The sequence below is a fragment of the Streptomyces sp. STAM6 genome, from assembly GCF_054963715.1.
Genome location: NZ_JBUEFZ010000009.1, coordinates 175,329 through 198,831, shown reverse-complemented (window position 1 = coordinate 198,831; position 23,503 = coordinate 175,329). Strand labels below are relative to the sequence as shown.

The window sequence follows — 23,503 nt, the reverse complement described above, 5'->3', positions numbered from 1 at the left end:
CGTACGGCGATTGCTGTACGCCCCCTTCGTCGTGCTGCCGGTCAGTTCAGCAGCTCGCCCTCGATGACGGTCACGGCGTGGCCGGTCAGCAGGGTGCGCTCACCCCGCAGGGTGGTGCGGACGACGCCTGTGCGGGCGCCGCCCTGCAGCCCGGTCAGCTCGTTGCGGCCGAGGCGTGCCGACCAGAAAGGGGCCAGCGCGGTGTGCGCGCTGCCCGTGACCGGGTCCTCGTCGATGCCGAGGGCGGGGAAGAAGCAGCGCGAGACGAAGTCGTAACCGCGGCCGGGGTCCTCGGCGGCGGCCGTGGTGATGATGCCCCGGTCCGACATGGTGGCGAGCCGGGCCAGGTCCGGGGCGAGGGAGCGTACGGCCTGTTCCCCGGTCAGCTCGACGAGCAGGTCACCGATGTGGGACGCGGTGTCGTGCACCGAGACGACGTCCGTGCCGAGTGCCTTCGCCAGCCCTTCGGGCCCGGGGACGGGCGTGAGTGAGGAGGTGGGGAAGTCCAGCGTGATCGTGCCGTCATCGGCGGCCGTCGCCGACAGGATGCCGCAGCGTGCGGAGAAGCGCACCGTCCCGGTGGCCCGGCCGGTGGTGTGCAGGACGTGCGCGGTGGCCAGGGTGGCGTGTCCGCACATGTCGACCTCGGCGACGGGTGTGAACCAGCGCAGTGCCCAGTCGGCCTCGCCGCCGGCGGGGAGGGGGTGCGCGAAGGCCGTCTCCGAGAGGTTGACCTCGGCGGCCACCTTCTGGAGCCAGTCGTCGTCCGGGAAGGCGTCGAGGAGCAGGACCCCGGCCGGGTTGCCGGAGAAGGGGCGGTCGGTGAAGGCGTCGACGATTCGAATGCGCATGGCTCAGACGGTAGAGCCGCGGTGAAGCCGCAGGCCAAGGCCAATTCGTGGTTCCTGGACCGGAGACGATTGCCGAACGAGCTGTTCCGATATATCGTTGGAGTATCGCGACAGATCAACGATGGAAGGAGCGTAAGGCGATGCGTTCACATGGACACGACCACCGGCATGGACATGGGCACTGCGGACCAGGCCATCGCGGTCCGGGTGAGAACCGGGGGGAGTACGAGGGGCGACGCGCCGCTTTCGGCCCGTTCGGGCCGGGCTTCGGTGGCGGACCGTTCGGCGGGGGACCCTTCGGGGGTGGCGGGCGCGGTCGCGGAGGCGGTCGGGGAAGGGCGCGGCGCGGTGATGTGCGCGCCTCGATCCTGGCGTTGCTGAAAGACCGTCCGATGCACGGCTACGAGATGATCCAGGAGATCGGCGAGCGCAGTGGCGGAGCCTGGCGGCCGAGCCCGGGGTCGGTCTACCCCACCCTCCAGCTGCTGGAGGACGAGGGGCTGATCGCCAGCGCGAGCGAGGGCGGCAAGAAGCTGTTCACGCTCACCGACGCGGGGCGCGCCGAGGCCGAGTCCGGGCCGGAGGCCCCCTGGGAAGAGGCCGGACGCGGGGTCGACTGGGAGGCCATGAACGAGATCCGGCAGGCCGGTTTCGGTCTGTTCGAGGCGTTCGGCCAGGTCTGGAAGACCGGCAGCGCCGACCAGCGGCAGAAGGCCCTGGCCGTGATCAATGACGCCCGGAAGAAGCTCTACCTGATTCTCGCCGACGAGCACTGACGGCCGAAGGCGCCGACCGGTGACCGGCGACAGGCCACCGGTCACCGGGGCCCGCACGCCGTGGCGTGCGGGCCCCGCGCGTGTCCGCGCCGCGGCGGCGGGCTTTCGGGGTCAGGCCACGAGCCCGGCCAGCTTGCGCAGGGACTCGTCCAGCGCCGCCGTGGCCGAGTCCTTCAGCTTGTTCGCCATCAGGGAGACGGCGGCGCCCGTGAACTCCCCGTCGACGCGGACCCTCGTGGCCCCGCCCTCCGGTGTGAGCGCGTAGCGCATCCCCAGGGCGACCCCCATGGGCCCCTTGCCCCTGGTGGTCAGCAGCCGTTCCGGTTCCAGCTCCGCGACGGTCCAGGTGACCTCCGCGGGGAAGCCCATCAGCTTCATGTTCTCCTGGTAGGCGGCGCCGACCGCGAGGGTCTCCGGGCCGCCCTGGGGGAATCCGGTGTGGGTGGCGTTCCACTGGCCGTACGAGTCGAAGTCCGTAAGCCGGGCCCAGACCTCCCCGGCCGGTGCCTCGATGCGCGCCTCGGCACTGACTTCGGCCATGCGACCACCCCTTGCTCGTCGGGATTCGTGGCGCGGAACGTAGCCGCGCGGCCACGAACATTCAATACTGACGACCTGTCAGGGCTCCGGTCTCTCCTCCCTGAGGAGGAGGCGACTCACTCGGAAGCCCATCTTCCGTGGGACACACACATGCTTCCCGATGGGGATGTTCCGGCCACGGGGGTCTGATGGGGTGGAACGGTGTCAAGTCATGCCCACCGGATGCCGCGCCGGATCGCCGAGAACCGAGAGCCGACCGAGGCCGGGTTCACCACGCAGCTGGCCTCCGTCGTCGCCGGTGCCCGGCGCAGGGCGCTGCGGGACGGCGACCGGCACATCGACACCGCCCATCTCCTGCACTCCCTGATGGAGACCGACCCCGAGGTGCGGGCCGCGTTCGCGGGCGGTGAGCAGCTCGCCCGCGTCCTCGGCTACCTCGTCCAGCGCAGCATCGGATACGGGCTGCGCTGGCAGGGCTCCGTGGAGGACTCCGGCGCGCTGCCCCCGCCGTCCCGTGACGCCTCACCCGCCCCGGCCACCGTGCCCGGACCGGACCCCGGCTGGTCGCCCGCCGCGTCCGGAGCGGACGCTCCCGGCTGGTCGCCCGCAGCGGAGACCGCCATGGAGGCCGCTCGCGCTCGGGCCCGCCTGCGCGGCGCCCCCCACGCCGGCGGTCTCGACCTCCTCGCCGGACTCGCCGGCGACCCCGGCTGCCGGGCCGTCGACGTCCTCACCGCCGCTGGTGTCGACACCGGCCTGCTGACCGGTCGCATCGGTGAGCTGTCTCAACAGGTGTAACAGCTCTTACAGTGCTGACGCTCTCCTGCCATGATGTGCCGATGCACGCGTCTCAGGGGAGAAGCGCCGGCCTGGGACTCGCCCTGGCCTCGGCCTTCGCATTCGGTGGATCAGGCGTCGCGGCCAAGCCGCTGATCGAAGCGGGGCTCGACCCGCTGCACGTGGTGTGGCTACGGGTGACCGGCGCCGCGCTCGTCATGCTGCCCGTGGCCTGGCGTCACCGCGATCTACTGCGCCGCAAGCCCGCCCTGCTGGCCGGATTCGGCCTGCTCGCCGTCGCGGGTGTCCAGGCCTGCTACTTCGCCTCGATCTCCCGCATCCCCGTCGGCGTCGCGCTGCTCATCGAATACCTCGCGCCCGCCCTCGTCCTCGGCTGGGTGCGCTTCGTCCAGCGCCGCCCGGTGACCCGCGCCGCCGCGCTCGGTGTGGTCCTCGCCGTCGGCGGTCTCGCCTGTGTCGTCGAGGTGTGGTCCGGTCTGAGCTTCGACGCGCTCGGACTGCTCCTCGCCCTGGCCGCCGCCTGCTGTCAGGTCGGCTACTTCGTCCTGTCCGACCAGGGCAGCGACGAGGCCGAGCCCGCCGACCCGCTCGGCGTCATCGCGTACGGCCTGCTCGTCGGATCCGTCGTGCTCACCGCCGTCGCACGCCCCTGGGGCATGGAGTGGTCCGTCCTCGCCGGCGCCGCCGACATGGGCGGCACCGGCGTGCCGGCATGGCTGCTGCTCGGCTGGATCGTGCTGATCGCCACCGTCCTCGCGTACGTCACGGGCGTCATCTCGGTGCGCAGGCTCTCCCCGCAGGTGGCCGGAGTGGTGGCCTGTCTGGAGGCGGTCATCGCGACCGTACTGGCATGGGTGCTGCTCCAGGAGCACCTGTCGCCACCGCAGATCCTCGGCGGTGCGGTCGTGCTCGCCGGCGCCTTCATCGCTCAGTCGTCCACGCCCAGGGCGGCGCCCGCCGCTCCGGTGGCCGGCTCGGACGCGAGCCGCGCCGAGGTGTGCGCCGACCGGGCCGCCACGTAGGGTGGCGATCATGCATTCGACCGTACTTCCGCCGCCCGCCGCTTAACGCGGGCGGCACTCCTCCTGACGAAGACCGGGCTCGGGCAGTCCCCGAGCGGCTCGTCGCTGCCCGCGTGCGGAGCCGAGCGACCAAGCCATTCCCGTCCTCACACGGAGAAGTCACGTGTCGAATTCCTTCTGCGCGCCCGTCGGCATGCCCGGGGGCCCGTCCGTCGGGCGCAGTCTCCTCTGCCTCGCCGTCGCCGGGGCCGCCTGGGGCACCGCGGGTGCCGCCGCCTCGCTGGTGTTCCGGATCAGCGATCTCGGGCCCCTCGCCCTGTCGTTCTGGCGCTGCCTCGGCGGCCTGGTGCTGCTGCTCGTCGTGGTGGGTCTGCGCCGCCGGACAGCGGCGCCCGCTCCCGTGGAACCGCGCCGGCGCAGGGTGCTGCGCATCCTCGTCACGGGCATCGGGCTCAGCGTCTTCCAGAGCGCCTACTTCGCCGCCGTCGAGGCCACCGGTCTCGCCGTCGGTACGATCATCACGCTCGGCGCGGGGCCCGTCCTCATCGCGCTCGGCGCCCGTCTGACCCTGGGCGAACGGCTGGGGCGCGGCGGGATCGCCGCGGTCACGGGCGCGCTCGCCGGACTGTGCGTACTGATGGCGGGCGGCGACACCGCGACGGTGCGGCCGGCCGGTGTCGCCCTCGCGGTGCTGTCCGCGGCCGGGTACGCGGCGATCACTCTGGTCACCCGCCGGCTGGGGCGGGTCGGCGGCGGTGACTCGCTCGTCACGACCGCCTGGACCTTCGCGATCGGCGCGGCCGGGCTGCTGCCGATGGCGGCCGCCGAGGGGCTCCTGCCGCACACCGCGGAACCGGCCGGGATGCTGGCTCTGCTGGTGTACGTCGCGGCCGTGCCCACCGCGCTGGCCTACGTCCTGTACTTCGCGGGTGCCGCTGTGGTCCGGGCCGCCACCGTGTCCGTGATCATGCTGCTCGAGCCGGTCAGCGCGGCCGTCATCGCGGTCACGCTGCTCGGGGAGAGGCTGACCGCGGCCACGGTGGCCGGGACGCTGCTGCTGCTCGTGGCGGTGGCCGGCCTCGCCCTCGCGGAGACCAGGATCGCGACGGTAGGGCGCCGGACCGAAGCGCCCGCCTGAGCCACCCACGGGCCCGCCCCGGCCCCGGGCCGGGGCGGGCAAGTGGGGGCATCAGGTCTTCGAACGGCGCCGCACCTGGTGTTCGCGCGCCGCCCGGTCGTGCGGTGCGCCGCGGGTGGCCAGGCCCGCGGCGATCCGTTCCTGGACCGCCGCCGGCTTGTGGTTGGCGTACTTGAACTTCGCGCGCACCTCGGTCACTTCCAGCCGGAGGCCGCGCAGCCCGGACAGCAGCCTGCCGAAGGGCACCTGGCCCACGGCGGCCGGGGCGGAACCGCCCCCGGGCTGGAAGTGGGCCACCTGCCGGTTGAGCAAGTCCGCCTTCTCCGCCGGGTCGTCGACCACCCGGGCGGTGCAGCGCAGTTGGACCGCGGCGTAGAAGGACGTCGGGGTGCCGTGCTCGGGCGGCCCGTCGACGGGCGCCGCCCACGGCCCGGGGACGAACGCGTAGTCGTCCACGACGCTGAGCAGGACGTGCGGATCGGCTTCGAGCGCCTGCCACAACGGGTTGGGCCGGGCGAGGTGGGTGATCACCTGCCCGTGGGCGCCGGTCCCGGAGTCGTAGCGGAAGTGCAGCGGCTGCACCCAGGGCGGCTCGCCGGGCAGACCGTTCACGGCGAGCTGGCCGAAGTCGTGGCGGGCGAGCCAGTCCCGCCACTCGGAGTCGTCGTGCGGGGCGTCCCAGGGGTGGATGAGCATGGCGCGGCCCTCAGAGCACGGAGAGGTAGTCGGGCAGGGCGACCGCAGGGTCGAGGTCGTCCGCCGGGACGGGCGTGCCGTGGGAGGTGGTGACGGGGACGACGCCGGTCCAGTGGGGGAGCGCGAGGTCCTCGGGCTCGTCGTTGGGTCCGCCGGTGCGGACCTTGGCGGACACCTCGTCGAGGTCGAGGCGCAGTACCGCCGTCGCGGCGAACTCCTTGGCGTTGGCCGGGCGGGAGTCGTAGGAGCGGCCCGGGACGACGTGGTCGACCAGAGCGTCCAGCGCCGTGCGCTTCTCCTCGGGGTCGGTGACCTGGTGCGCGGTCCCGTGGACCACCACGGAGCGGTAGTTGACGGAGTGGTGGAAGGCCGACCGGGCCAGTACCAGGCCGTCGACATGGGTGACCGTGAGGCAGACCGCCAGGCCGGGGCCGGCCTCGCCCGCCGTCCGCAGCGGGCGCGAGCCGGTGGAGCCGTGCACGTACAGACGGTCGCCGACCCGCCCGTACAGCGTCGGCAGCACGACCGGGGCGCCGTCCCGGACGAAGCCCAGATGGCACACGTACGCCTCGTCGAGTATCGAGTGCACCAGCGCGCGGTCGTAGGAGGCGCGGTGCCGGGCGCGGGTCGGCACGGTGCGGTCGGTCGGCTCGTAATCCGGCTCGGCGGCGGTCTCGACGGCTTCCGGCATTTGCGTTCTCCATTGCACTAGTGCAAAATCTGGTTTGTGCTAGGAGAGTATCGGATTGTGGGGCGCCGCGCATCGGAGATCGCCGCGAGCGTGGAGCAGGGTGTGGGTACGGGGGCGCTGCAGCCCGGTCAGGTGCTGCCTCCCATGCGGGAGTTGGCGGCCGAACTCGGGGTCAACCCCAATACCGTCGCGGCCGCCTATCGCACCCTGCGCGAGCGCGGAGTGATCGAGACGGCCGGTCGCAGGGGCAGTCGGGTGCGGCCCCGCCCGGTGACCACCGCGCGCGGAATGATCCGGATCGACGCTCCCGAAGGTGTCCGCGAGATCGGCAGCGGCAATCCCGACCCGGCGCTGCTGCCGAGCCTGGAGGAGGCCGTCCAGGCCGCGTCGCGCCACAACACCGCACACCCGGGGCTGTACGGGCAGTCGCCGCTGGACGAGGACTTCGCCCGACTCGCGCGCGCCGCGTTCACCGCCGACGGCGTGCCGGACGGGCCGCTCGCCGTCACCTCGGGCGCGCTGGACGCCATCGAGCGGATCCTGGCCGTACGCCTGCGGCCGGGGGACGCGGTCGCCGTCGAGGACCCCGGCTGGGGCGGCCTGCTCGACCTGGTGCCGGCGCTGGGGCTCGCACCCGTGCCCGTCCCGCTCGACGACGAGGGTCCGCTGCCCGACGCGGTCGCACGCGCGCTGGACGCCGGCGTCCGGGCCGTGATCGTCACCAGCCGGGCCCAGAACCCGACGGGCGCCGCGGTGAGCGCGGCGCGGGCCGCCGAACTGCGGCGCGTGCTGGCCCGCCGGCCGGATGTCCTGCTGATCGAGGACGACCACGGGCACGCCATCGTCGACCAGCCGCTGCACTCCCTGGCCGGGGTCACCGACCAGTGGGCCGTGGTCCGTTCGGTCGCCAAGGCGTACGGGCCGGACCTGCGGGTCGCCGCGTTCACCGGCGACCCGGTGACCGTCGACCGGGTGCTGGGGCGCCAGCGGCTCGGCCCCGGCTGGGTCAGCCGGCTGCTGCAGCGCACCGTCGCCCACCTGTGGGAGACCGGCGCCGTCGACAGCCGGGCCGTCGCGGCGGCGTACGGGGAGCGGCGTGACGCCCTGGTGAGCGCGTTGCGGGAGCGGGGCGTGGAGGCCCGAGGCCGCAGCGGCATGAACGTGTGGGTGCCCGTGGCCGACGAGACCGGTGCGGTGGCCCGGCTGCTGCACGCGGGCTGGGCGGTCGCGCCGGGTGCCAGGTTCCGGATGGCGACCGGGCCCGGCATGCGGCTCACCGTCTCCGGTCTGACACTCGCGGACATCGGGCCGCTCGCCGACGCGGTGGCGGCGGCGGTCGGCCCGGTGCGGCCGCTCAGCTACGGCTGAGGCTCCGGCTCTCTCCGCCGACGCTCCTGCTCCCCGGCTCGAGCTCCCCCGGCTCGGGCTTCCCCGCTTCGGGCTCCCGCTCCGCGGGCCGGGGCTCCGGCGCCCATGGCCGGCCTTCCCTCGTCCCGCGGCCGGGTTCTCCGCCGTCCGCCGCCGAAGCCGGCGCGCCCCCGCCGCCCGGGGCTGCCCCGCGCCGCCGGGCCCTGCCCCCGGGGCTCTGGGTGAGGGCGGCTCCGGCCAGCACGATCAGCGCGCCGACCGGCGTGTTCCAGGTCAGCCGCTCGTCCAGGAGCGTCACACCCGCGGCTGTCGCGACGACCGGGATGAAGTAGGTGACCATCTGGCCGGTCGTCGGGCCGACCTCGGCGACCAGTCCGTACTGGATCAGCAGCGCGAACCCCGTCCCCAGGGCTCCGAGCGCGACCACCGCCAGCAGCGGGACGACGGGAAACGATGCCGGCCACGAGGTGAACAGCGGAGTGACCACGGCCAGCTGGAGCGTCGCCAGGAAGAGCTGCGCACCGGTCAGGGACAGGTGGGACTCGCCGCGCCCCGCCAGGGTGCGGCGGACGTAGATCCAGCCGACGGGGTAGCTGAGCGAGGCGAGCAGTGCCATGGCCGTACCCGTGAAGTCCAGTCCGGAGAAGCCCTGCCAGGCGCCCAGCACGGTCAGGACGCCGAGGAAGCCGATGCCCAGCCCGGCCACCCGCCGGCGCGTGGGCCGGTCCTCCGACAGGGCGACGAGCGACAGGGCCATGCCCCACAGGGGCGAGGTGGCGTTGCAGATGCCCGCCAGTGTCGACGGAATCGTCAGCTCCGCGTACGCGAACAGGGAGAACGGCACGGCGTTGAGGAGGAACGCGGCCACCGTCAGATGGCCCCAGGTGCGGGCCCCGCGCGGGAGCCGGTCGCGCTTCACCCCGATCGCGACGGCAAGGACGGCCGTGCCGAACAGCAACCTTCCGAAGGTGACTTGAAAGGGCGCGTACGCCTGGGTCCCCACCTTGATGAGCAGGAAGCTGAACCCCCACACGAGCGAGAGCACGGCGAAGCGGATGCGCCAGTCGACGGCGCCGCGGAGTGCGAGGGGGGAGGACGATGCGGCCGAGGATGCCCGGGACGGGGTCGCTGTGCTCATGGCGACCACCTTGGCGCCCAGGACTTCGTAGGACAAGCGAGATTTTCTCCTACTGATCACTTAGTATCGCTTACATGTTGAACCTGGAGCGCCTGCGCACCCTGGACGCACTCGCCCGCCACGGCTCGGTGAGCGGGGCGGCCGACGGGCTGCACGTGACCACCTCGGCGGTCTCTCAGCAGCTCGCCAAGCTGGAGCGCGAGGTGGGTCAGCAGCTCGTCGCGAAGAACGGCCGGGGAGTGCGGCTCACCGACGCCGGGCAGCTGCTCGCCGACCACGCGGCGCGGATCCTCTCCCAGGTCGAGCTGGCCCAGGCGGACATCGAGGCCCAGCGCGGACAGGTGGTGGGGGAGGTGCGGCTGGCGGGCTTCCCCACGGCAGCGCGCGGTCTGTTCCCGGCGGCCGTCTCCGCGCTGCGCCGGGACCACCCCGACCTGCTCGTCCGCACCAGCGAGCTGGAGCCCGAACACGGAATACGCCAGGTCGTGCGGGGAGACATGGATCTCGCCGTGGTCCTGGACTGGAACAACAAGCGGATGCCGGTGCCGGGCGGGCTGGCGCGGGCGCGGCTGCTGGACGACACCGCCGATGTCGCCGTGCCGGCCGGTCATCCGCTCGCGGGGCGCGCCGAGGTGGACCTGGAGGATCTCGCCGACGAGGACTGGGTCTCCTGGCCGGAAGGGGAGTTCTGCCACGACTGGCTGATGTTCACGCTCCGCTCCAAGGGCGTGGAGCCGCGGATCGCCCACCTGGCCGGCGAGCACCACACCCAGCTCGCGCTCATCCAGGCCGGGCTCGGCGTCTGTGTCACGCCCCGGCTGGGCCGCGGGCCCGTGCCCGAGGGCGTCGCCCTCGTCCCCGTGCGGCAGCCGGTGTGCCGGCACATCTACGCCGTGTGGCGTTCCGACGCCGACCGACGCCCGTCCATCAGGGCCGCCGTGGAGGCGCTGCGCGAGGTGGGGCGGCGGGCGGACGGCTGACCGGCGCGCCCTTGCCCGGGGTGCTCAGGCGCCCGGCGTCTTGCGGAAATCCCACGACACCACCGCATCCGGCGTCAGCCGGATCCACGCGTGGCGCCCGTCGTGCGGCATCTCGTCCAGCCCGAAGTTCTTGCCCGCGAACAGCCGTTCAGGGATCTCCAGCTCCGGACAGGGCGCGCCCGTGCGAGGTACTTCCCCCACGAACACCGCTTCCCCCGACAGCTCCACGCCCCGCAGCTCGCCGTACTCCTCCCCGTCGTCCACGACCACCGCGATCCGGGGATCGTGGCGCAGGTCCGCCCAGCGCCTGCTGCGGGTCAGCGAGTACAACCACAGCGACGTCCCGTCCCAGGCGAACCACAGCGCGCCGACGTGCGGCCGGCCGTCGGCCGAGACAGTGGCCACCCGGCAGGTGCGCTGCTCGGTCAGATAGGCGTCGACCTCGCCCCGCGTCATCATGATCCGCCGACCCCGGCGCTGTGCGACCGCCATCCCCCGCCACGCTCCTCCGCACCGCAGGTTTCTGATTGACTGTCAGAAATCATGGCCGCTCTTCCTTCCCGGCGCAATGGTGGCTACCCTCCCGCGCCATGCCGACCTTCGAACAGCTCCGGGAGCAGCTCGACCCCGCCACCACCGCGCTGCTCACCGTCGAGTGTCAGCAGGGGGTGGTCGGCCCGGACGGCGCCCTCCCCGAACTGGCCGCCGTGGCCCGGTCGTCCGGGGTGCTGCACAGGGTCGCCCGACTGGTCTTCGCCGCTCACGAGGCAGGCGTGCAGGTCCTGCACGCGGTGGCGGAGCGGAGGCCCGACGGGCGCGGCGCCAACCGCAACGCCCGGCTGTTCCGCGCCGCCGAACGGCTGCCGGTCCAGCAGCACACCGGAAGCACGGCCGTCAGGATCGCCGCGCCGATCGAGGTGGCAAGCGAGGACATCGTCGTCAGGCGGCTGCACGGCCTGTCGCCGATCGCCGGCACGGACGTCGACGCGCTCCTGCGGAACCTGGGCTGCCGGACGCTGGTCGTCACCGGCGTCTCCGCCAATGTCGCGATCCCCAATGCCGTCTTCGACGCCGTGAACCTCGGCTACACGGCCGTGGTTCCGTCGGACGCCATCGCGGGGGTACCCCCCGAGTACACCCCCGCGATGACCCGCAACACGCTCGCCCTGGTCGCCACGGTCACGACGACCGACGAGGTGCTGGCCTGTTGGAAGCGGCAGCGCCGCGTCACGCGAGCTTGATGGAGTCGCCTTCCACGGTGATCGACGCCGCCGCCAGGGGAGCGGTGGCCGGACCCGCCTTGACACTGCCGTCCGTCGCGTCGAACTTGCTCCCGTGGCAGGGGCAGTTGATGACCCCGTCCGCGACGTCCTTGACCGCGCACCCCGCGTGCGTGCACTTGCTGGAGAAGGCCTTGAACTCGCCCGCCTTCGGCTGCGTCACCACGACCTCGCCGAAGACCTTGCCGCCGCCCTCGGGGATGTCGGCCGTCTTCGCGAGGACCTGACCCCCGCCCGTGCCGCCGCCGCTGCCGCCGGTCGTGCCGCCCCCTCCGGTGGCGCCGCCCGCCACCGGCTTGTCGCCGGCGGACCCGGCCGAGCTGTCCGACCCCCCGCACGCGGTGAGCACGACGGCGAGTCCCGCGCCGCCCGCCGCCGTGACGACGGTTCGGCGCCCCACCGCCCTCGCGCTCCCCTGCGATCCGGTCATATCGGCTCCCCTTCCACGGTTGCCAGGCTGATCACCACGTCATGAGGGGGTACGGGCCGGGCGCGCGAGTTGTTCAGACGCCGAGGGACCTTTTCAGGAACCCGGCCTCCAGCAGAAGCTGGTTGCTCGCCACCTCCTCCCGTGTGACCAGGTGCGTCGCGCCCGGCAGCGGCAGCACGGAGTGGGGCCGGCCCGCCGCCAGCAGCGCGGCCGACAGCCGCAGGGTGTGCGCCGCCACCACGTTGTCGTCGGCGAGGCCGTGCACCAGCATCAGCGGACGCGCCAGCAGATGGGCGTGGGGGACGAGGGAGGAGCGCTCGTAGTTCTCCGGCAGGACGTCGGGATGTCCCAGGAAGCGTTCCTCCCAGTGCGTGTCGTACAGTCGGCGGTCGGTCGGAGCCGCGCCGGCGACCGCCGCGTGGAACACGTCCGGACGGTGGAGCACGGCCCCGATCGCCAGATAGCCGCCGTACGACCAGCCCCTGATCGCCACCCGGTCCGGATCGAGGTCCGGACACCTCTCGACCGCCGCTTCCAGTGCGTCCACCTGGTCCTGGAGCGGTGCCGTCAGGCGGTCGCCGTGGATGGCCGTCTCCCAGGCTCGCCCCCGCCCCGGCGTACCCCTCCCGTCCGTGATCAGTACGGCGAAGCCCTGCTCGGCGAACCACTGGGCCACCGCGCTGTACCAGCCGGGCGCTCGCACGGCCAGCCGCAGCCCGTAGCCCCCGTACGGGCTCAGCAGCACCGGGAGCCTGCCGGAACCCGGCTCGAACCACGACGGCAGATGGAGATGGCTGCGCAGGGCGCGGGTGCCCAGGGAGAGGTGCACCGGGCGGGGAGTCACCGGCGACGGCTCGGCCAGTACGGCCACCGTGCCCGCCGGCTCGCCGCCCCGCAGCACCGTCACGGTGTGGCCGTCGGGTGTCCTGCTGTCCAGGACCACCGTGTCGCCCCCGACGGCGGCCGTGTGGACACCGGGTTCCTCGCTGATCCGGCGGAAGCCGTCCCGCGGGTCGTACACCCAGACGTGGGTCTCCGCCGGGTCCTCGCTCGCGGTGAAGAACACCCGCTCGCCGCTCCCGGCCCGCTCGCCGCTCCCGGAGGTGCCGAGGACGGTGTGGACCTGAAGACCGGGCGGGGTGTCGGCGTCCCCGATCCGCAGGCCCCTGGTGTCACCGGCCTGGACGCGCGAGCGGTACACCGCTCCGCCCGCGGTGCGGCCCGGAGCGCCCGGCAGGAGCGCCACCCAGGCAGGGTCGGTCTCGTGGCACAGGAGCCGGGTGGCGCCGGTGGCCGCGTCGACGGCCAGGGTCGAGACGGCGCGCTGGTCACGCGTCTGGATCTGCACGAAGGGACCGTGCGCGTCCCAGCCGGCGGCGGTCACGTACTCGTAGCGGACGTCCGTCCAGGTCCCGGCCGGGTGGCTGCCCGCGGCGTCGTCGGCACGCCCGGGCAGCCGGACGGCGGTCCGCCCGCCGTCCAGGTCCAGGATGTTCAGCGAAACGTCCGGGTTGGCGGTTCCCGCGGCCGGATAGCGGAACGCCTTGGGCCTCGCCGCGGGGTCGGCCGGATCGGCCAGGTACCACCGCTCCACGCGCGCGTGGTCCACCCGGACCACGAGGAGGGCGTCGCCGGCGGGGGACCACCAATGGCCGCGCTGCCGGCCGATCGACTCCGCCGACACGTGGTCCACGAGACCGTACGTCACCTCGGCGTCCTCCGGGTCGGCGAGCGGGCGGTCGCCGGTGCCGTCCGTGCCGACGATCCGCAGCCCGCGCCCGCTGACGTAGGCGACGAGCGAGCCGTCCGGCGAGGGGCGAGGGTCCACCGCCGGCCCGGTGGTGGATATCCGCCACGGGGCGCCGCCGTCCGTACGCACCGCCCACAGGGCCCCGCCCAGGGTGTACACCGCGAGCCGGACGTCCCGGTCGGTGGCGTACCCCACGACGCCCGACGTGGTGATCCGCGCCCGCTCACGCCGGACCCGTTCCTCCTCCGGCACCTCCTCGGCACCGTCCGGTTCGCCGGGGCCGGCGAGGAGCCGTTCCGAACCCCTCTCGTGGAGCCAGAGCCGGCCGACCGGGTCCGTGCCCGATCCGGTGCGGACGAACAGCACGCGCTCGCCGTCCGGCGAGACCGTGAACCGGCCGGGGACGCCGAGCGAGAAGCGGCGTGTGCGGGCGAATCGGCGGGGGAAGTCCTCCGTCCACGCTGTCTCCGTGATCTTCATGCGGCAGAGCATGACAGGCCCGCCGCGGGCGAATACCCGATCGATCCGCCGCCTACCCGGACGTAACCTGAGGGGATGCTCTCCGAAGTCACAGCGACCCGCTACGTCACGCCGTTGCGTGAGGGCGGCTCGCTCCCGGGGATCGTCGAGGCCGACGATCTCGGTACGTACGTCATGAAATTCACCGGCGCCGGACAGGGCCGCAAGACCCTGGTCGCCGAGGTCGTCTGCGGGCAGCTGGCCCGCAGGCTGGGGCTGCGCGTCCCGGAACTGGTCACCATCCAGCTCGACCCGGTGATCGGTCTCGGCGAGCCGGACCAGGAGGTCCAGGAGCTCCTCAAGGCGAGCGGCGGCCTGAATCTCGGCATGGACTACCTCCCCGGCTCGATCGGCTTCGATCCGCTCGCCTACGAGGTGGGCCCGGAGGAGGCCGGCCGGGTGGTCTGGTTCGACGCGCTGATCAACAACGTCGACCGCTCCTGGCGCAACCCCAACATGCTCGTCTGGCACAGGGAGCCGTGGCTGATCGACCACGGGGCCACCATGATCTGGCACCACAACTGGCCGGGCGCGCGGGCCTCCGCCGCGAAGCCCTACGACGCCTCCGACCACGTCCTGGCGAACTTCGGACCCGACGTCGCCGCCGCGGCCGCGGAGCTCGCCCCCCTCGTCACCGAGGACCTGCTGACCGAGGTCGCCGCCGACGTGCCCGACGAGTGGCTCGTCGACGAGCCCGGGTTCGCCACCACCGACGCGCTGCGCCGGGCCTATGTGGAGACACTGCTCTCCCGTGCCGGGACCATCCACGAGCGGATCACGCTCGGCGAGCGGACCGGGAGCCGTCCCTCGCAGGCCCCCGGCTGGCTGACCGACCACCTCGCCCCCTGGCCGCACCCCACCAAGGACAGCACCAAGTGAACGACCGGGACGTCTTCGAGTACGCGCTGCTGCGCGTCGTGCCGCGCGTGGAGCGCGGCGAGTGCTTCAACGCGGGCGTGGTGGTCTACTGCCGTGCCAAGGCGTTCGTGTGCGCCCGCACCCATCTGGACGAGGCCAAACTGCGGGCGCTGGACCCGCACGCCGACGTGACGGGCGTGCGGGCCGCGCTGCACGCGGTCGAGGGGATCTGCCGGGGCGGCGAGCACGCGGGCCAGGCGGCCCGCGACGACGCCGGACGGCGCTTCCGCTGGCTGATCGCGCCGCGGTCCACGGTGGTCCAGCCCGGCCCGGTCCACACCGGCCTGACCACCGATCCCGAGGCCGAGGCGGAGCGGCTCCTCGACCTTCTGGTCCGCTGAGCCCTTTTCGTGGACCCCTGAGGCCGGGCGAGTGAGCCGAAGGGGCGCGAGGGCGGCGAGTGGGAGAACGCGCGGAGGCTCCGAGGAACGAGGAGCGAGCACGATCGACCGTCGACGCACGCGACAGGCGCCCCGGAGGCGAACCGAGCCACAAAGGAGGGAGCACCGTTGACACGCAGTGCCAGGGCTTCTAGCGTCACGTCTGCTGGAAGGTACTAAGCGGTCGCTCATTCGCGGGGACGTACCGGATGAGCCGCATCCAAGGGCGAGGAGAACAGCATGTCCACCACCGAGCAGCGTGTCGCCGTAGTGACGGGAGCGGCGCGGGGCATTGGCGCCGCCACCGCCGTACGCCTGGCGGCCGAGGGCCGGGCCGTCGCCGTACTCGACCTCGACGAGGCGGCCTGCAAGGACACCGTCGAGAAGATCACCGCAGCGGGCGGCAAGGCCGTCGCCGTCGGCTGCGACGTGTCCGACAGTGCCCAGGTGGAGGCGGCCGTCGCGCGTGTCGCCGCCGAACTCGGCGCGCCGACGATCCTCGTCAACAACGCGGGCGTGCTCCGCGACAACCTGCTCTTCAAGATGAGCGAGGCCGACTGGGACACCGTGGTGAACGTGCACCTCAAGGGCGCGTTCCTGATGGCGAAGGCGTGCCAGAAGCACATGGTCGACGCCGGCTTCGGCCGGATCGTCAGCCTCTCCTCGTCGTCGGCGCTGGGCAACCGCGGCCAGGCGAACTACGCCGCGGTGAAGGCCGGGCTCCAGGGGTTCACCAAGACCCTCGCCAAGGAGCTCGGCAAGTTCGGCATCACGGCCAACGCCGTGGCGCCGGGCTTCATCGTCACCGAGATGACCGCGCAGACCGCCGCCCGCGTGGGCATGGGCTTCGAGGAGTTCCAGGCCGCCGCCGCGACGCAGATCCCGGTCCAGCGGGTGGGCCGTCCCGAGGACGTGGCCAACGCCATCGCGTTCTTCACGGGCGATGACGCCGGATTCGTCTCGGGCCAGGTCATGTACGTGGCCGGCGGCCCGCTCAACTGAAGCGAGAGGTGACGGACATGACCGCATCGGAACTGCCCGAGCTGTCCGGCAGGGTCGCCCTCGTCACGGGCGCGAGCCGCGGCATCGGCTACGGCGTCGCCGAGGCGCTCGTCGCGCGCGGCGACCGGGTCTGCATCACCGGCCGGGGCGAGGAGGCCCTCAAGGAGGCCGTGGAGCGGCTCGGCGCGGACCGGGTGATCGGGGTGGCCGGCAAGGCCCACGACGAGGCCCACCAGGCCCTTGCCGTGGAGCGCACCATGGAGGCGTTCGGCCGCGTCGACCACCTGATCAACAACGCGGGCACGAACCCGGTCTTCGGCCCCCTCGCCGAACTCGACCTGGGGGTGGCGCGCAAGGTCTACGAGACCAATGTGGTCTCGGCCCTCGGGTTCGCCCAGCAGACCTGGAAGGCGTGGCAGAAGGACCACGGCGGCGCGATCGTGAACATCGCGTCCGTCGCCGGCCTCGCGCCGTCGCCGTTCATCGGCGCGTACGGCATGAGCAAGGCCGCGATGATCAATCTGACGCTGCAGCTCGCGCACGAATTCGCCCCCGGCGTCCGGGTGAATGCGATCGCCCCGGCGGTCGTGAAGACGAAATTCGCCCAGGCCCTCTACGAGGGCCGGGAGGCGGAGGCCGCTGCCGCATATCCGCTCGGCCGGCTCGGCGTGCCCGCCGACATCGGCGGAGCGGCGGCATTTCTCACATCCGACCAGTCCGAGTGGATCACCGGCCAGACCCTCGTGGTCGACGGGGGAATTTTCCTCAATGCCGGAGTCGGCTGAGTCGGATTGCACCTGATTGACACTGATTACCGTAAGTGCCCCGCCGGGCCCTCGCATTGACCTGGCGGGGCACTGCGGTATGGTCGGCCGACCCATGGCTGAACGAGGAGCGTGCACGTGTTCAACCGGACCAGTCTGCAGGCCGCTGCAGCCCTTGCGTCCATATCCCTGCTGGCGGGCTGCAGTCTTTTTTCCGACGATCAAGCCGATGGGGAAAACAAGATCATTGTCGGCACCACGAGTGCTCCCACCACGCTCGATCCTGCCGGTGCTTGGGACAATTCATGGGAATTGTACCGAAATGTCTTTCAGACCCTGATGAGCTTCCCCACCGGGAGCACGACTCCTCAGCCCGACGCCGCCGAGTGCAAGTTCACCGACGCGTCGAGCAAGGTGTACCAGTGCGATCTTCATGACGGGCTGAAATTCTCCGACGGAGCCGTGCTCGACGCCGCCGCCGTCAAGCACTCGATCGACCGCATCCGGAAGATCAACGCAAAGGGTGGCCCCAACGGGATGCTCACCTCGCTCGACCGGGTCGAGACGAGCGGCTCCAAGACGGTCGTGTTCCGCCTCAAGGTGCCGGACGCGACGTTCCCGTTCATCCTCGCCACCCCGGCCATGTCCATCGTCGACCCCGCGAAGTACCCGGCGGACGCGTTGCGCGAGGACGGCAAGGTCAGTGGCTCCGGCCCCTACGTGCTCGACTCGTACGTCGAGGGCAAGGAGGCGGTGCTCAGCAGGAACCAGACCTACAAGGGCTTCGCCAACCGCAAGAACGACGGCGTCACCATCCGGTACTTCGCCGAGTCCGAGGCGATGGTCGGGGCGCTGAAGAAGAAGGAGATCGACGCCACCTACCGCGGTCTGACCGCGGCCGAGGTCGTCGAGCTCCAGGACAACGAGGCCGCCGGCGAAGGGCTGCAGCTGGTCGAGTCGACCGGCGCGGACATCCGCTACCTGGTGTTCAACGCCAAGGACCCCTCCGTGAGCAAGCTCGCGGTCCGGCGGGCGATCGCCCAGGTCGTCGACCGTGGCCAGCTGGTCTCCAAGGTCTACCAGAGCACGGCGGAGCCGCTGTACTCGATGGTGCCGAAGGGCATCGCAGGCCACACCACCGGCTTCTTCGACAAGTACGGCGAGCCCGATGTGGACAAGGCCAAGGACATCCTGCGCGAGGCGGGCATCGACGAGCCGGTGGCCCTGACCTTCTGGTTCACCACCGACCGGTACGGTTCCGCCACCGCGGCGGAGTTCGCGGAGCTCAAGCGGCAGCTCGACGAATCGGGCCTGTTCAAGGTCACGCTCAAGAGCAAGCCGTGGAAGGAGTTCCAGGCGGGCTACCAGAAGGGCGAGTACCCGGTCTTCGGCCGAGGCTGGTTCCCCGACTTCCCGGACCCGGACAACTTCATCGCGCCGTTCGTGGGCAAGGAGAACGCCCTCTCCACGCCGTACGTCCGGCCCGAGATCACCGATCAGCTGCTGCCGATGTCCCGCAAGGAGAGCGACCGCGGGGCCGTCTCCAAGCACTTCGAGAAGGCCCAGGACATCCTCGTGGACGACGTCCGGCTGCTGCCGCTGTGGCAGGGCAAGCTCTACATCGCGGCGAGCGAGGACATCGGGGGCGGCGAGCGGGCCCTGGACCCGCAGACCGTCATGCAGATGTGGGAGCTGCAGCGCAAGACCAGCTGGTAGGAGCGGTGGTCGACGCCGGCGGGACCGGTTGTCAGTGGTCACGGGTAAGTTCTGTGATCGACAAGCGTTCCACCAACGGAGGTTGTTGACGTGACCGACACCCACATGCTGCCCGAGTCCTGGCGCGGCGTCCTCGGCGACGAGCTGCAGAAGCCGTACTTCAAGCTGCTCACCGAGTTCGTCGAGGAGGAGCGGGCAAAGGGGCCGGTCTACCCCCCGCGCGACGAGGTGTTCGCCGCGCTCGACGCCACTCCGTACGACAAGGTGAAGGTCCTGGTCCTGGGCCAGGACCCCTACCACGGGGAGGGGCAGGGGCACGGGCTGTGCTTCTCGGTGCGGCCCGGCGTGAAGACCCCGCCCTCCCTGCGGAACATCTACAAGGAGATGCAGGAGGAGCTCGGCCACCCGGTCCCGGACAACGGCTATCTGATGCCGTGGGCCGAGCAGGGCGTCCTGCTGCTCAACGCGGTCCTGACGGTCCGGGCCGGTGAGGCGAACTCCCACAAGGGCAAGGGCTGGGAGAAGTTCACGGACGCGGTGATCACCGCCGTGGCCTCCCGGCCCGACCCGGCCGTCTTCGTCCTGTGGGGCAATTACGCGCAGAAGAAGCTGCCGCTGATCGACGAGACGCGGCACGTCGTGGTCAAGGGCGCGCACCCCTCGCCGCTCTCCGCGAAGAAGTTCTTCGGCTCCCGCCCCTTCACGCAGATCAACGAGGCGGTCGCGGCCCAGGGGCACGACCCCATCGACTGGCGGATCCCCAGCCTCGGCTGATCCGCCCGCGTGCACGCGGCTGACAGGCTCGGGGTTCGCCCCGAGCCTGAGCCGTGTAGGCCCTCCGCACCGTTAGCGTCTGAGCACCAGCGACGAGCGGAGGCCGCAGTGGACGAGCAGCACAGGGACGCGTCGAACGATCCCGTCGACCCCGTCGACCCCGTCATGACCAGGATCGGGCAGGCCATGATGCTGCTCCACGGGGGGGACCGCGAGGAGGCCCGCAACCGCTTCGGTGAGCTGTGGGGGCAGCTCGGCACCGACGGGGACCCGCTGCACCGCTGCACCCTCGCCCACTACATGGCGGACGCCCAGGACGACCCCGACGACGAGCTCGCCTGGGACCTGCGCGCGCTGACCGCGGCGGAGGGACGGTACGCCCGTCATGATCCCTCCGCCGCGGCCCTGCGCGCCCTGTACCCCTCGCTCCACCTCAACCTCGCCGCGGACTATGTGAAGCTGCGGCGGCCCGATGCCGCACGGATCCACCTCGACCGGGCCCGGGCCGCCTCCGGCGCGCTGGACGACGACGGGTACGGCAACGGGGTCCGCGCCGCGATCGAGCGGCTGGAGCGGCGCCTGGGTGCCGACCAGTAGCACACATGGCCCGGCCAGGAGTACGGGTCGCCCGGTCAGGGGCGGCCGGGTGGCGCGGCCGGGAGTGGCACGCCACCCGGCCGGCGCGGGTCGCCCGATCCGTGGCGCCGCGTCGCCCCGTCGGGAACACGGGTCGCCCGGTCGGGACCCCGGGTCGGCCCGGCCAGGAGCGGCACGCCCCCCGGTGAAGCGTCGGCCGTCAGCTGCCGGCAGGGGCGCCCCCGTGAGATCTCGGCCGTCGCCGAGGCTCGGCCCGCGCCGGTCGCCGGTGGCGCGCCGGCCGTCGGTCCCGCCGCGCGAGGCCGCTCAATGCCCGTAGGTGTCCCGGCAGATGCGTGCCTCCTGGCTGTCCGGGCGCCAGCCGCCGTACCGCTCACCCAGCCCGCACACGTCGTCGGGGACGGCGGCGCCCGGAACGGACGGCCGGGCCGGCGCCGGGAGCCCGGGGAGATCCTTGGCGATCCGCTCCGGTGACGGAGGGCGCGGTGGGAGCTCACCGCGTGGGGCGGCGGGGCGTGCGTCCTCCCGGGGCTGCGGATCGGCCGGTGGCGGCGCCGGAGTCCGTACCGGGCGGGCCGGGGCCGGGGGCAGGGCGGCCTCCAGCGCCTCCCGCGCGGGGCCCTCGATGATCTGGGGTGAGACGTCCTGCGCCGCCGGGGGAGTCGCCTCCGGAGCGGCCGGTGCGGGGAGGGGACGCGCCTCCACCGACACGCAGCCGGTGGCGGCCGCCAGCGCCGCCATCCCGACCAGGACCTTCGCTGCTGCTTTCGTTCGTTGCACGCCGTAACTCTGCTGGCTGGACTGCCTCTTCGGGCGTTCTACGGGCCGTTGTTGGTCCGCACGAGTGAGAGGATCAGTCGCCGGTGACGCCGTCGATCCGTTCCCGCAGCAGATCGGCGTGGCCGTTGTGGCGCGCGTACTCCTCGATCATGTGGGTGTAGATCCAGCGGAGCGTGAAGGGCACCCCGTCGCGGCGCCGGCCGGTACCCGGGGCGTCGAGGTCGTGCCGCGCCGCCAGATCGCGGGCGCGCGCGATCTCGGCCTGCCAGGTGGCGTACGCCTCGTCCCAGCTGTCGCTCTCGCTCGTGCGGAAGTCCCCGTCCGGGTCCTCGTCCGAGAAGTACAGCGGTCCCGCGTCCTCGTTCACCAGCGTCCGGCGGAACCAGGCGCGCTCGACCTCCGCCATGTGCCGCACCAGGCCGAGCAGCGAGAGGGAAGAGGGCGGGACGGACGCCTGCCGCAGCTGTGCGTCGTCGAGGCCCTCGCACTTCAGGGCCAGCGTCCGGCGGTGGTACTCCAGCCAGCCCTCCAGCATCGCGCGTTCGCCGGCGTCGCCCCGCGGTTCGGCCCGGTCGGCGGTACGGTCCTGTCCGGATGTCGTCATGGCGCGATCCTGGCCCAGCCCCTCCCGCGTGCGCCACCGGTTATGCGTCCGCGGTGCCGACCATGCCGCGCAGCAACTCGGCGAAGCCGGTGCGCAGTTCCTCCCGGCTCGGCACGGCGGAGTGGTAGGCGCCCACCGCGCAGGAGTACATGATCCCCTCGCACCAGGCCACCAGCGACAGGGTGTGGCGCTCCGGCGCGCTCGATCCGGCCTCCCGCATCATCGCGATCAGCGGTTCACGGAACCGGAGCCCCGCGTTGTCGTAGAACGTCCGCAGCTCCGGCCGCCGGGTGGCCTCCATGCCCAGCTCGTAGCGGGCCACGAGCAGGTCGGAATGCTCGGTCAGATACCGGTGCAGCGCCAAGGAGAGGGCGTCCAGCAGGGCGGCCAGGCCGCCGTCGCGGGCGGACAGCCCCGGCATACCGTCCGTGTCGAGCACCTGCGCCTCGCGCTCCGCGAGCCGCCGGACCGCGGCCTCCAGCAGGGCCTGCCGGGTGCGGGCGTGGTTGGACGTCGATCCCTGGGGCAGTCCGGCACGCTCGTCCACCGCGCGGTGGGTCAGCCCGCGCATGCCCCGCTCGACGAGCAGGGCGAGGGCGGCGTCGGCGATCAGACCGGCGCGTGCGGAGGAGGCGGCGGAGGAGCCGGGGCGTGCGGAGGGGCCGGGGCGTGCGTTCATGGGGCCAACCTACCGTCGCGACTACACCTGTAGTACCTTGAAGTCGTCACTACAGGTGTAGTTACCGGAGGAGACATGGACCAGCTCGCCCGCACGCCCCGCGCCGTCGTCATCGGCAGCGGCATCGGAGGACTGACCGCCGCCGTCGCCCTGCACCAGCGCGGCTGGCAGGTCACCGTCCTCGAACGAGCGGCCTCGCTGGAGCCCGTGGGCGCCGGCATCGGCATCACCCCCAACGCGCTGCGCGCCCTCGGCGTCATCGGCCTGCGCGACGAGATCCGCGCCCTGGCCGCCTGGCAGGGAGACGGCGGGATGCGCACTCCGCGCGGCCGCTGGCTCTCCCGGACGAACGCCAGGTCCGCCGCGGCCCGGTTCGGCGAACCCCTCGTCCTGGTCCACCGGGCCACCCTCGTCGACGCCCTCGCCTCCCGACTGCCCGACGGCGTCATCCGCACCGGATGCCCCGCCGCCCTCGCGGACGCCGGGGCCGCCGGCGGCCGTCCGGCCGTGGTGACCGGCCCCGGCGGTGACCTCGAGGCCGATCTCGTCATCGGTGCCGACGGCATCAACTCCGTGGTCCGCACCGCTCTCTTCCCCGCCCACCCGGCGCCCGCGTACACCGGACTGACCAGCTGGCGCGTGGTCGTCCCCGCGCCCGACCGGCCCTTCGAGCCCCACGAGACCTGGGGACGCGGCGCCCTGTGGGGCACCCAGCCCCTCAAGGACGGCCGCGTCTACGCCTACGCCGCGGCCGTCGCGCCCGCCGGTGGCAAAGCGCCCGACGGGGAGCGGGCCGAACTGCTGCGCCGCTACGGCACCTGGCACGACCCCATCCCGGCGATCCTCGCCGCCGTGGACGAGAACGCCGTCCTCCGCCACGACATCCGCCACCTCACCCGCCCGCTGCCCGCCTTCCACCGTGGCCGCACCGCTCTCCTCGGGGACGCCGCGCACGCCATGGCGCCCACCCTCGGCCAGGGCGGCAACCAGGCCATCGAGGACGGCGTCGTCCTGGCCCACCACCTGGCCGCCGACGCCGATCAGGGCGCCGCCCTCGCCGCCTACTCCGCCGATCGGCTGCCGCGCACCACCGCCATCGTGACCAAGGCCGCCCGCGTCGCCGGCCTCCTGACCCGCACCGGCACACCCTTCGTCGCCCTGCGCGACACGCTGATGACCCTCGCGGGGCTCGCGGGGCCCGGGCTCGCGCTGCGCACCTTCGACGGCATCGCGGACTGGCACCCGCCGCGGCAGGCGCACACCGGCCGGACATACGATCGGAAGGACCGTCAGGCAACGCGATAGGGAGACC

The 23,503-nt window shown here is 72.7% G+C and carries 26 protein-coding genes; 15 read left to right on the top strand and 11 right to left on the bottom strand.

What is annotated here, in order from left to right; translation table 11 throughout:
• Positions 1–41: 41 nt before the first annotated feature.
• On the bottom strand, positions 42–851 hold the full coding sequence (locus ACY34K_RS14450; protein ID WP_462746834.1) for a PhzF family phenazine biosynthesis protein: 810 nt from the start codon (positions 849–851) through the stop codon (positions 42–44).
• Between the two features lie 140 nt (positions 852–991).
• Here ACY34K_RS14450 and ACY34K_RS14445 point away from each other — a divergent pair, with 140 nt between their 5' ends.
• The gene (locus tag ACY34K_RS14445) at positions 992–1,627 is read left to right on the top strand and encodes a PadR family transcriptional regulator (protein ID WP_462746832.1); all 636 of its coding nucleotides are present in this window, start codon (positions 992–994) and stop codon (positions 1,625–1,627) included.
• A gap of 111 nt (positions 1,628–1,738) precedes the next feature.
• Here ACY34K_RS14445 and ACY34K_RS14440 read toward each other — a convergent pair whose 3' ends face one another.
• A complete protein-coding gene (locus ACY34K_RS14440; protein ID WP_462746830.1) occupies positions 1,739–2,167 on the bottom strand; it encodes a type II toxin-antitoxin system Rv0910 family toxin in 429 nt (142 codons plus the stop codon).
• A gap of 201 nt (positions 2,168–2,368) precedes the next feature.
• On the opposite strand from ACY34K_RS14440, the gene ACY34K_RS14435 reads away from it, so the two are divergent.
• From ACY34K_RS14435 to ACY34K_RS14425, 3 genes are all read left to right on the top strand, one after another.
• A complete protein-coding gene (locus tag ACY34K_RS14435) occupies positions 2,369–2,965 on the top strand; it encodes a Clp protease N-terminal domain-containing protein (RefSeq protein WP_462746828.1) in 597 nt (198 codons plus the stop codon).
• A 41-nt stretch (positions 2,966–3,006) separates the two neighbouring features.
• Complete coding sequence (locus tag ACY34K_RS14430; protein WP_462746827.1) at positions 3,007–3,987, top strand: EamA family transporter; 981 nt, start codon at positions 3,007–3,009, stop codon at positions 3,985–3,987.
• A 193-nt stretch (positions 3,988–4,180) separates the two neighbouring features.
• The gene (locus ACY34K_RS14425) at positions 4,181–5,125 is read left to right on the top strand and encodes a DMT family transporter (protein WP_462746876.1); all 945 of its coding nucleotides are present in this window, start codon (positions 4,181–4,183) and stop codon (positions 5,123–5,125) included.
• A 51-nt stretch (positions 5,126–5,176) separates the two neighbouring features.
• Here the strand turns inward: ACY34K_RS14425 and ACY34K_RS14420 are convergent, their stop codons facing one another.
• Positions 5,177–5,821, bottom strand: coding sequence for an FMN-binding negative transcriptional regulator (locus tag ACY34K_RS14420; protein WP_462746826.1), 645 nt, complete (start codon positions 5,819–5,821; stop codon positions 5,177–5,179).
• Positions 5,822–5,831: 10 nt separating this feature from the next.
• Positions 5,832–6,512: a pyridoxamine 5'-phosphate oxidase family protein gene (locus ACY34K_RS14415; protein WP_462746825.1), complete on the bottom strand. Its 681-nt coding sequence runs from the start codon at positions 6,510–6,512 to the stop codon at positions 5,832–5,834.
• A 36-nt stretch (positions 6,513–6,548) separates the two neighbouring features.
• Here ACY34K_RS14415 and ACY34K_RS14410 point away from each other — a divergent pair, with 36 nt between their 5' ends.
• On the top strand, positions 6,549–7,880 hold the full coding sequence (locus tag ACY34K_RS14410; protein WP_462746824.1) for an aminotransferase class I/II-fold pyridoxal phosphate-dependent enzyme: 1,332 nt from the start codon (positions 6,549–6,551) through the stop codon (positions 7,878–7,880).
• Here the strand turns inward: ACY34K_RS14410 and ACY34K_RS14405 are convergent.
• The gene (locus ACY34K_RS14405; RefSeq protein WP_462746823.1) at positions 7,867–9,018 is read right to left on the bottom strand and encodes a DMT family transporter; all 1,152 of its coding nucleotides are present in this window, start codon (positions 9,016–9,018) and stop codon (positions 7,867–7,869) included. The genes ACY34K_RS14410 and ACY34K_RS14405 overlap by 14 nt on opposite strands.
• A 74-nt stretch (positions 9,019–9,092) precedes the next feature.
• On the opposite strand from ACY34K_RS14405, the gene ACY34K_RS14400 reads away from it, so the two are divergent.
• A complete protein-coding gene (locus tag ACY34K_RS14400) occupies positions 9,093–9,998 on the top strand; it encodes a LysR family transcriptional regulator (RefSeq protein WP_462746822.1) in 906 nt (301 codons plus the stop codon).
• A 24-nt stretch (positions 9,999–10,022) separates the two neighbouring features.
• Here ACY34K_RS14400 and ACY34K_RS14395 read toward each other — a convergent pair whose 3' ends face one another.
• Positions 10,023–10,490 carry a pyridoxamine 5'-phosphate oxidase family protein gene (locus ACY34K_RS14395; RefSeq protein ID WP_462746820.1) on the bottom strand — a complete coding sequence of 156 codons (468 nt, stop codon included), beginning with the start codon at positions 10,488–10,490 and terminating at the stop codon, positions 10,023–10,025.
• Positions 10,491–10,588: 98 nt separating this feature from the next.
• Here ACY34K_RS14395 and ACY34K_RS14390 point away from each other — a divergent pair, with 98 nt between their 5' ends.
• The gene (locus tag ACY34K_RS14390) at positions 10,589–11,239 is read left to right on the top strand and encodes a cysteine hydrolase family protein (protein WP_462746818.1); all 651 of its coding nucleotides are present in this window, start codon (positions 10,589–10,591) and stop codon (positions 11,237–11,239) included.
• Here the strand turns inward: ACY34K_RS14390 and ACY34K_RS14385 are convergent.
• Together ACY34K_RS14385 and ACY34K_RS14380 are read right to left on the bottom strand one after the other, a co-directional pair.
• Positions 11,226–11,708 (bottom strand): Rieske (2Fe-2S) protein, encoded by a 483-nt coding sequence (locus ACY34K_RS14385; RefSeq protein ID WP_462746816.1) that lies wholly within the window; start codon positions 11,706–11,708, stop codon positions 11,226–11,228. The genes ACY34K_RS14390 and ACY34K_RS14385 overlap by 14 nt on opposite strands.
• A gap of 73 nt (positions 11,709–11,781) precedes the next feature.
• Positions 11,782–13,938 carry a prolyl oligopeptidase family serine peptidase gene (locus ACY34K_RS14380; RefSeq protein ID WP_462746815.1) on the bottom strand — a complete coding sequence of 719 codons (2,157 nt, stop codon included), beginning with the start codon at positions 13,936–13,938 and terminating at the stop codon, positions 11,782–11,784.
• A gap of 75 nt (positions 13,939–14,013) precedes the next feature.
• Here ACY34K_RS14380 and ACY34K_RS14375 point away from each other — a divergent pair, with 75 nt between their 5' ends.
• The 7 genes from ACY34K_RS14375 (at position 14,014) to ACY34K_RS14345 (ending at position 20,128) form a co-directional block, all read left to right on the top strand.
• Positions 14,014–14,856, top strand: coding sequence for a HipA family kinase (locus ACY34K_RS14375; protein WP_462746813.1), 843 nt, complete (start codon positions 14,014–14,016; stop codon positions 14,854–14,856).
• Positions 14,853–15,236, top strand: coding sequence for a DUF3037 domain-containing protein (locus tag ACY34K_RS14370; protein ID WP_462746811.1), 384 nt, complete (start codon positions 14,853–14,855; stop codon positions 15,234–15,236). Before ACY34K_RS14375 ends, ACY34K_RS14370 begins: the two co-directional genes overlap by 4 nt.
• A 279-nt stretch (positions 15,237–15,515) precedes the next feature.
• A complete protein-coding gene (gene fabG, locus ACY34K_RS14365) occupies positions 15,516–16,277 on the top strand; it encodes a 3-oxoacyl-ACP reductase FabG (RefSeq protein ID WP_462746809.1) in 762 nt (253 codons plus the stop codon).
• A gap of 17 nt (positions 16,278–16,294) precedes the next feature.
• Positions 16,295–17,062, top strand: coding sequence for an SDR family oxidoreductase (locus ACY34K_RS14360; protein ID WP_462746806.1), 768 nt, complete (start codon positions 16,295–16,297; stop codon positions 17,060–17,062).
• A 117-nt stretch (positions 17,063–17,179) separates the two neighbouring features.
• Positions 17,180–18,757 carry an ABC transporter substrate-binding protein gene (locus ACY34K_RS14355; protein WP_462746804.1) on the top strand — a complete coding sequence of 526 codons (1,578 nt, stop codon included), beginning with the start codon at positions 17,180–17,182 and terminating at the stop codon, positions 18,755–18,757.
• A 90-nt stretch (positions 18,758–18,847) separates the two neighbouring features.
• Positions 18,848–19,531: a uracil-DNA glycosylase gene (gene ung / locus ACY34K_RS14350; RefSeq protein ID WP_462746802.1), complete on the top strand. Its 684-nt coding sequence runs from the start codon at positions 18,848–18,850 to the stop codon at positions 19,529–19,531.
• Positions 19,532–19,696: 165 nt separating this feature from the next.
• A complete protein-coding gene (locus tag ACY34K_RS14345; protein WP_462746874.1) occupies positions 19,697–20,128 on the top strand; it encodes a hypothetical protein in 432 nt (143 codons plus the stop codon).
• A 306-nt stretch (positions 20,129–20,434) separates the two neighbouring features.
• Here ACY34K_RS14345 and ACY34K_RS14340 read toward each other — a convergent pair whose 3' ends face one another.
• The 3 genes from ACY34K_RS14340 to ACY34K_RS14330 form a co-directional block, all read right to left on the bottom strand.
• The gene (locus ACY34K_RS14340; RefSeq protein ID WP_462746801.1) at positions 20,435–20,908 is read right to left on the bottom strand and encodes a hypothetical protein; all 474 of its coding nucleotides are present in this window, start codon (positions 20,906–20,908) and stop codon (positions 20,435–20,437) included.
• Positions 20,909–20,981: 73 nt separating this feature from the next.
• Complete coding sequence (locus tag ACY34K_RS14335; protein WP_462746799.1) at positions 20,982–21,512, bottom strand: DinB family protein; 531 nt, start codon at positions 21,510–21,512, stop codon at positions 20,982–20,984.
• Between the two features lie 40 nt (positions 21,513–21,552).
• Positions 21,553–22,191 carry a TetR/AcrR family transcriptional regulator gene (locus tag ACY34K_RS14330; protein ID WP_462746798.1) on the bottom strand — a complete coding sequence of 213 codons (639 nt, stop codon included), beginning with the start codon at positions 22,189–22,191 and terminating at the stop codon, positions 21,553–21,555.
• Positions 22,192–22,266: 75 nt separating this feature from the next.
• On the opposite strand from ACY34K_RS14330, the gene ACY34K_RS14325 reads away from it, so the two are divergent.
• Positions 22,267–23,496: an FAD-dependent monooxygenase gene (locus ACY34K_RS14325; protein WP_462746796.1), complete on the top strand. Its 1,230-nt coding sequence runs from the start codon at positions 22,267–22,269 to the stop codon at positions 23,494–23,496.
• The last annotated feature ends 7 nt before the right edge of the window (positions 23,497–23,503 follow it).

Coding starts and splice junctions, on each gene's coding strand:
- ACY34K_RS14450 (WP_462746834.1), bottom strand. CDS start 851: ATGCGCATTCGAATCGTCGACGCCTTCACCGACCGCCCCTTCTCCGGC.
- ACY34K_RS14445 (WP_462746832.1), top strand. CDS start 992: ATGCGTTCACATGGACACGACCACCGGCATGGACATGGGCACTGCGGA.
- ACY34K_RS14440 (WP_462746830.1), bottom strand. CDS start 2,167: ATGGCCGAAGTCAGTGCCGAGGCGCGCATCGAGGCACCGGCCGGGGAG.
- ACY34K_RS14430 (WP_462746827.1), top strand. CDS start 3,007: ATGCACGCGTCTCAGGGGAGAAGCGCCGGCCTGGGACTCGCCCTGGCC.
- ACY34K_RS14425 (WP_462746876.1), top strand. CDS start 4,181: ATGCCCGGGGGCCCGTCCGTCGGGCGCAGTCTCCTCTGCCTCGCCGTC.
- ACY34K_RS14420 (WP_462746826.1), bottom strand. CDS start 5,821: ATGCTCATCCACCCCTGGGACGCCCCGCACGACGACTCCGAGTGGCGG.
- ACY34K_RS14415 (WP_462746825.1), bottom strand. CDS start 6,512: ATGCCGGAAGCCGTCGAGACCGCCGCCGAGCCGGATTACGAGCCGACC.
- ACY34K_RS14405 (WP_462746823.1), bottom strand. CDS start 9,018: ATGAGCACAGCGACCCCGTCCCGGGCATCCTCGGCCGCATCGTCCTCC.
- ACY34K_RS14400 (WP_462746822.1), top strand. CDS start 9,093: ATGTTGAACCTGGAGCGCCTGCGCACCCTGGACGCACTCGCCCGCCAC.
- ACY34K_RS14395 (WP_462746820.1), bottom strand. CDS start 10,490: ATGGCGGTCGCACAGCGCCGGGGTCGGCGGATCATGATGACGCGGGGC.
- ACY34K_RS14390 (WP_462746818.1), top strand. CDS start 10,589: ATGCCGACCTTCGAACAGCTCCGGGAGCAGCTCGACCCCGCCACCACC.
- ACY34K_RS14385 (WP_462746816.1), bottom strand. CDS start 11,708: ATGACCGGATCGCAGGGGAGCGCGAGGGCGGTGGGGCGCCGAACCGTC.
- ACY34K_RS14380 (WP_462746815.1), bottom strand. CDS start 13,938: ATGAAGATCACGGAGACAGCGTGGACGGAGGACTTCCCCCGCCGATTC.
- ACY34K_RS14375 (WP_462746813.1), top strand. CDS start 14,014: ATGCTCTCCGAAGTCACAGCGACCCGCTACGTCACGCCGTTGCGTGAG.
- fabG (WP_462746809.1), top strand. CDS start 15,516: ATGTCCACCACCGAGCAGCGTGTCGCCGTAGTGACGGGAGCGGCGCGG.
- ACY34K_RS14360 (WP_462746806.1), top strand. CDS start 16,295: ATGACCGCATCGGAACTGCCCGAGCTGTCCGGCAGGGTCGCCCTCGTC.
- ACY34K_RS14345 (WP_462746874.1), top strand. CDS start 19,697: ATGACCAGGATCGGGCAGGCCATGATGCTGCTCCACGGGGGGGACCGC.
- ACY34K_RS14335 (WP_462746799.1), bottom strand. CDS start 21,512: ATGACGACATCCGGACAGGACCGTACCGCCGACCGGGCCGAACCGCGG.
- ACY34K_RS14330 (WP_462746798.1), bottom strand. CDS start 22,191: ATGAACGCACGCCCCGGCCCCTCCGCACGCCCCGGCTCCTCCGCCGCC.
- ACY34K_RS14325 (WP_462746796.1), top strand. CDS start 22,267: ATGGACCAGCTCGCCCGCACGCCCCGCGCCGTCGTCATCGGCAGCGGC.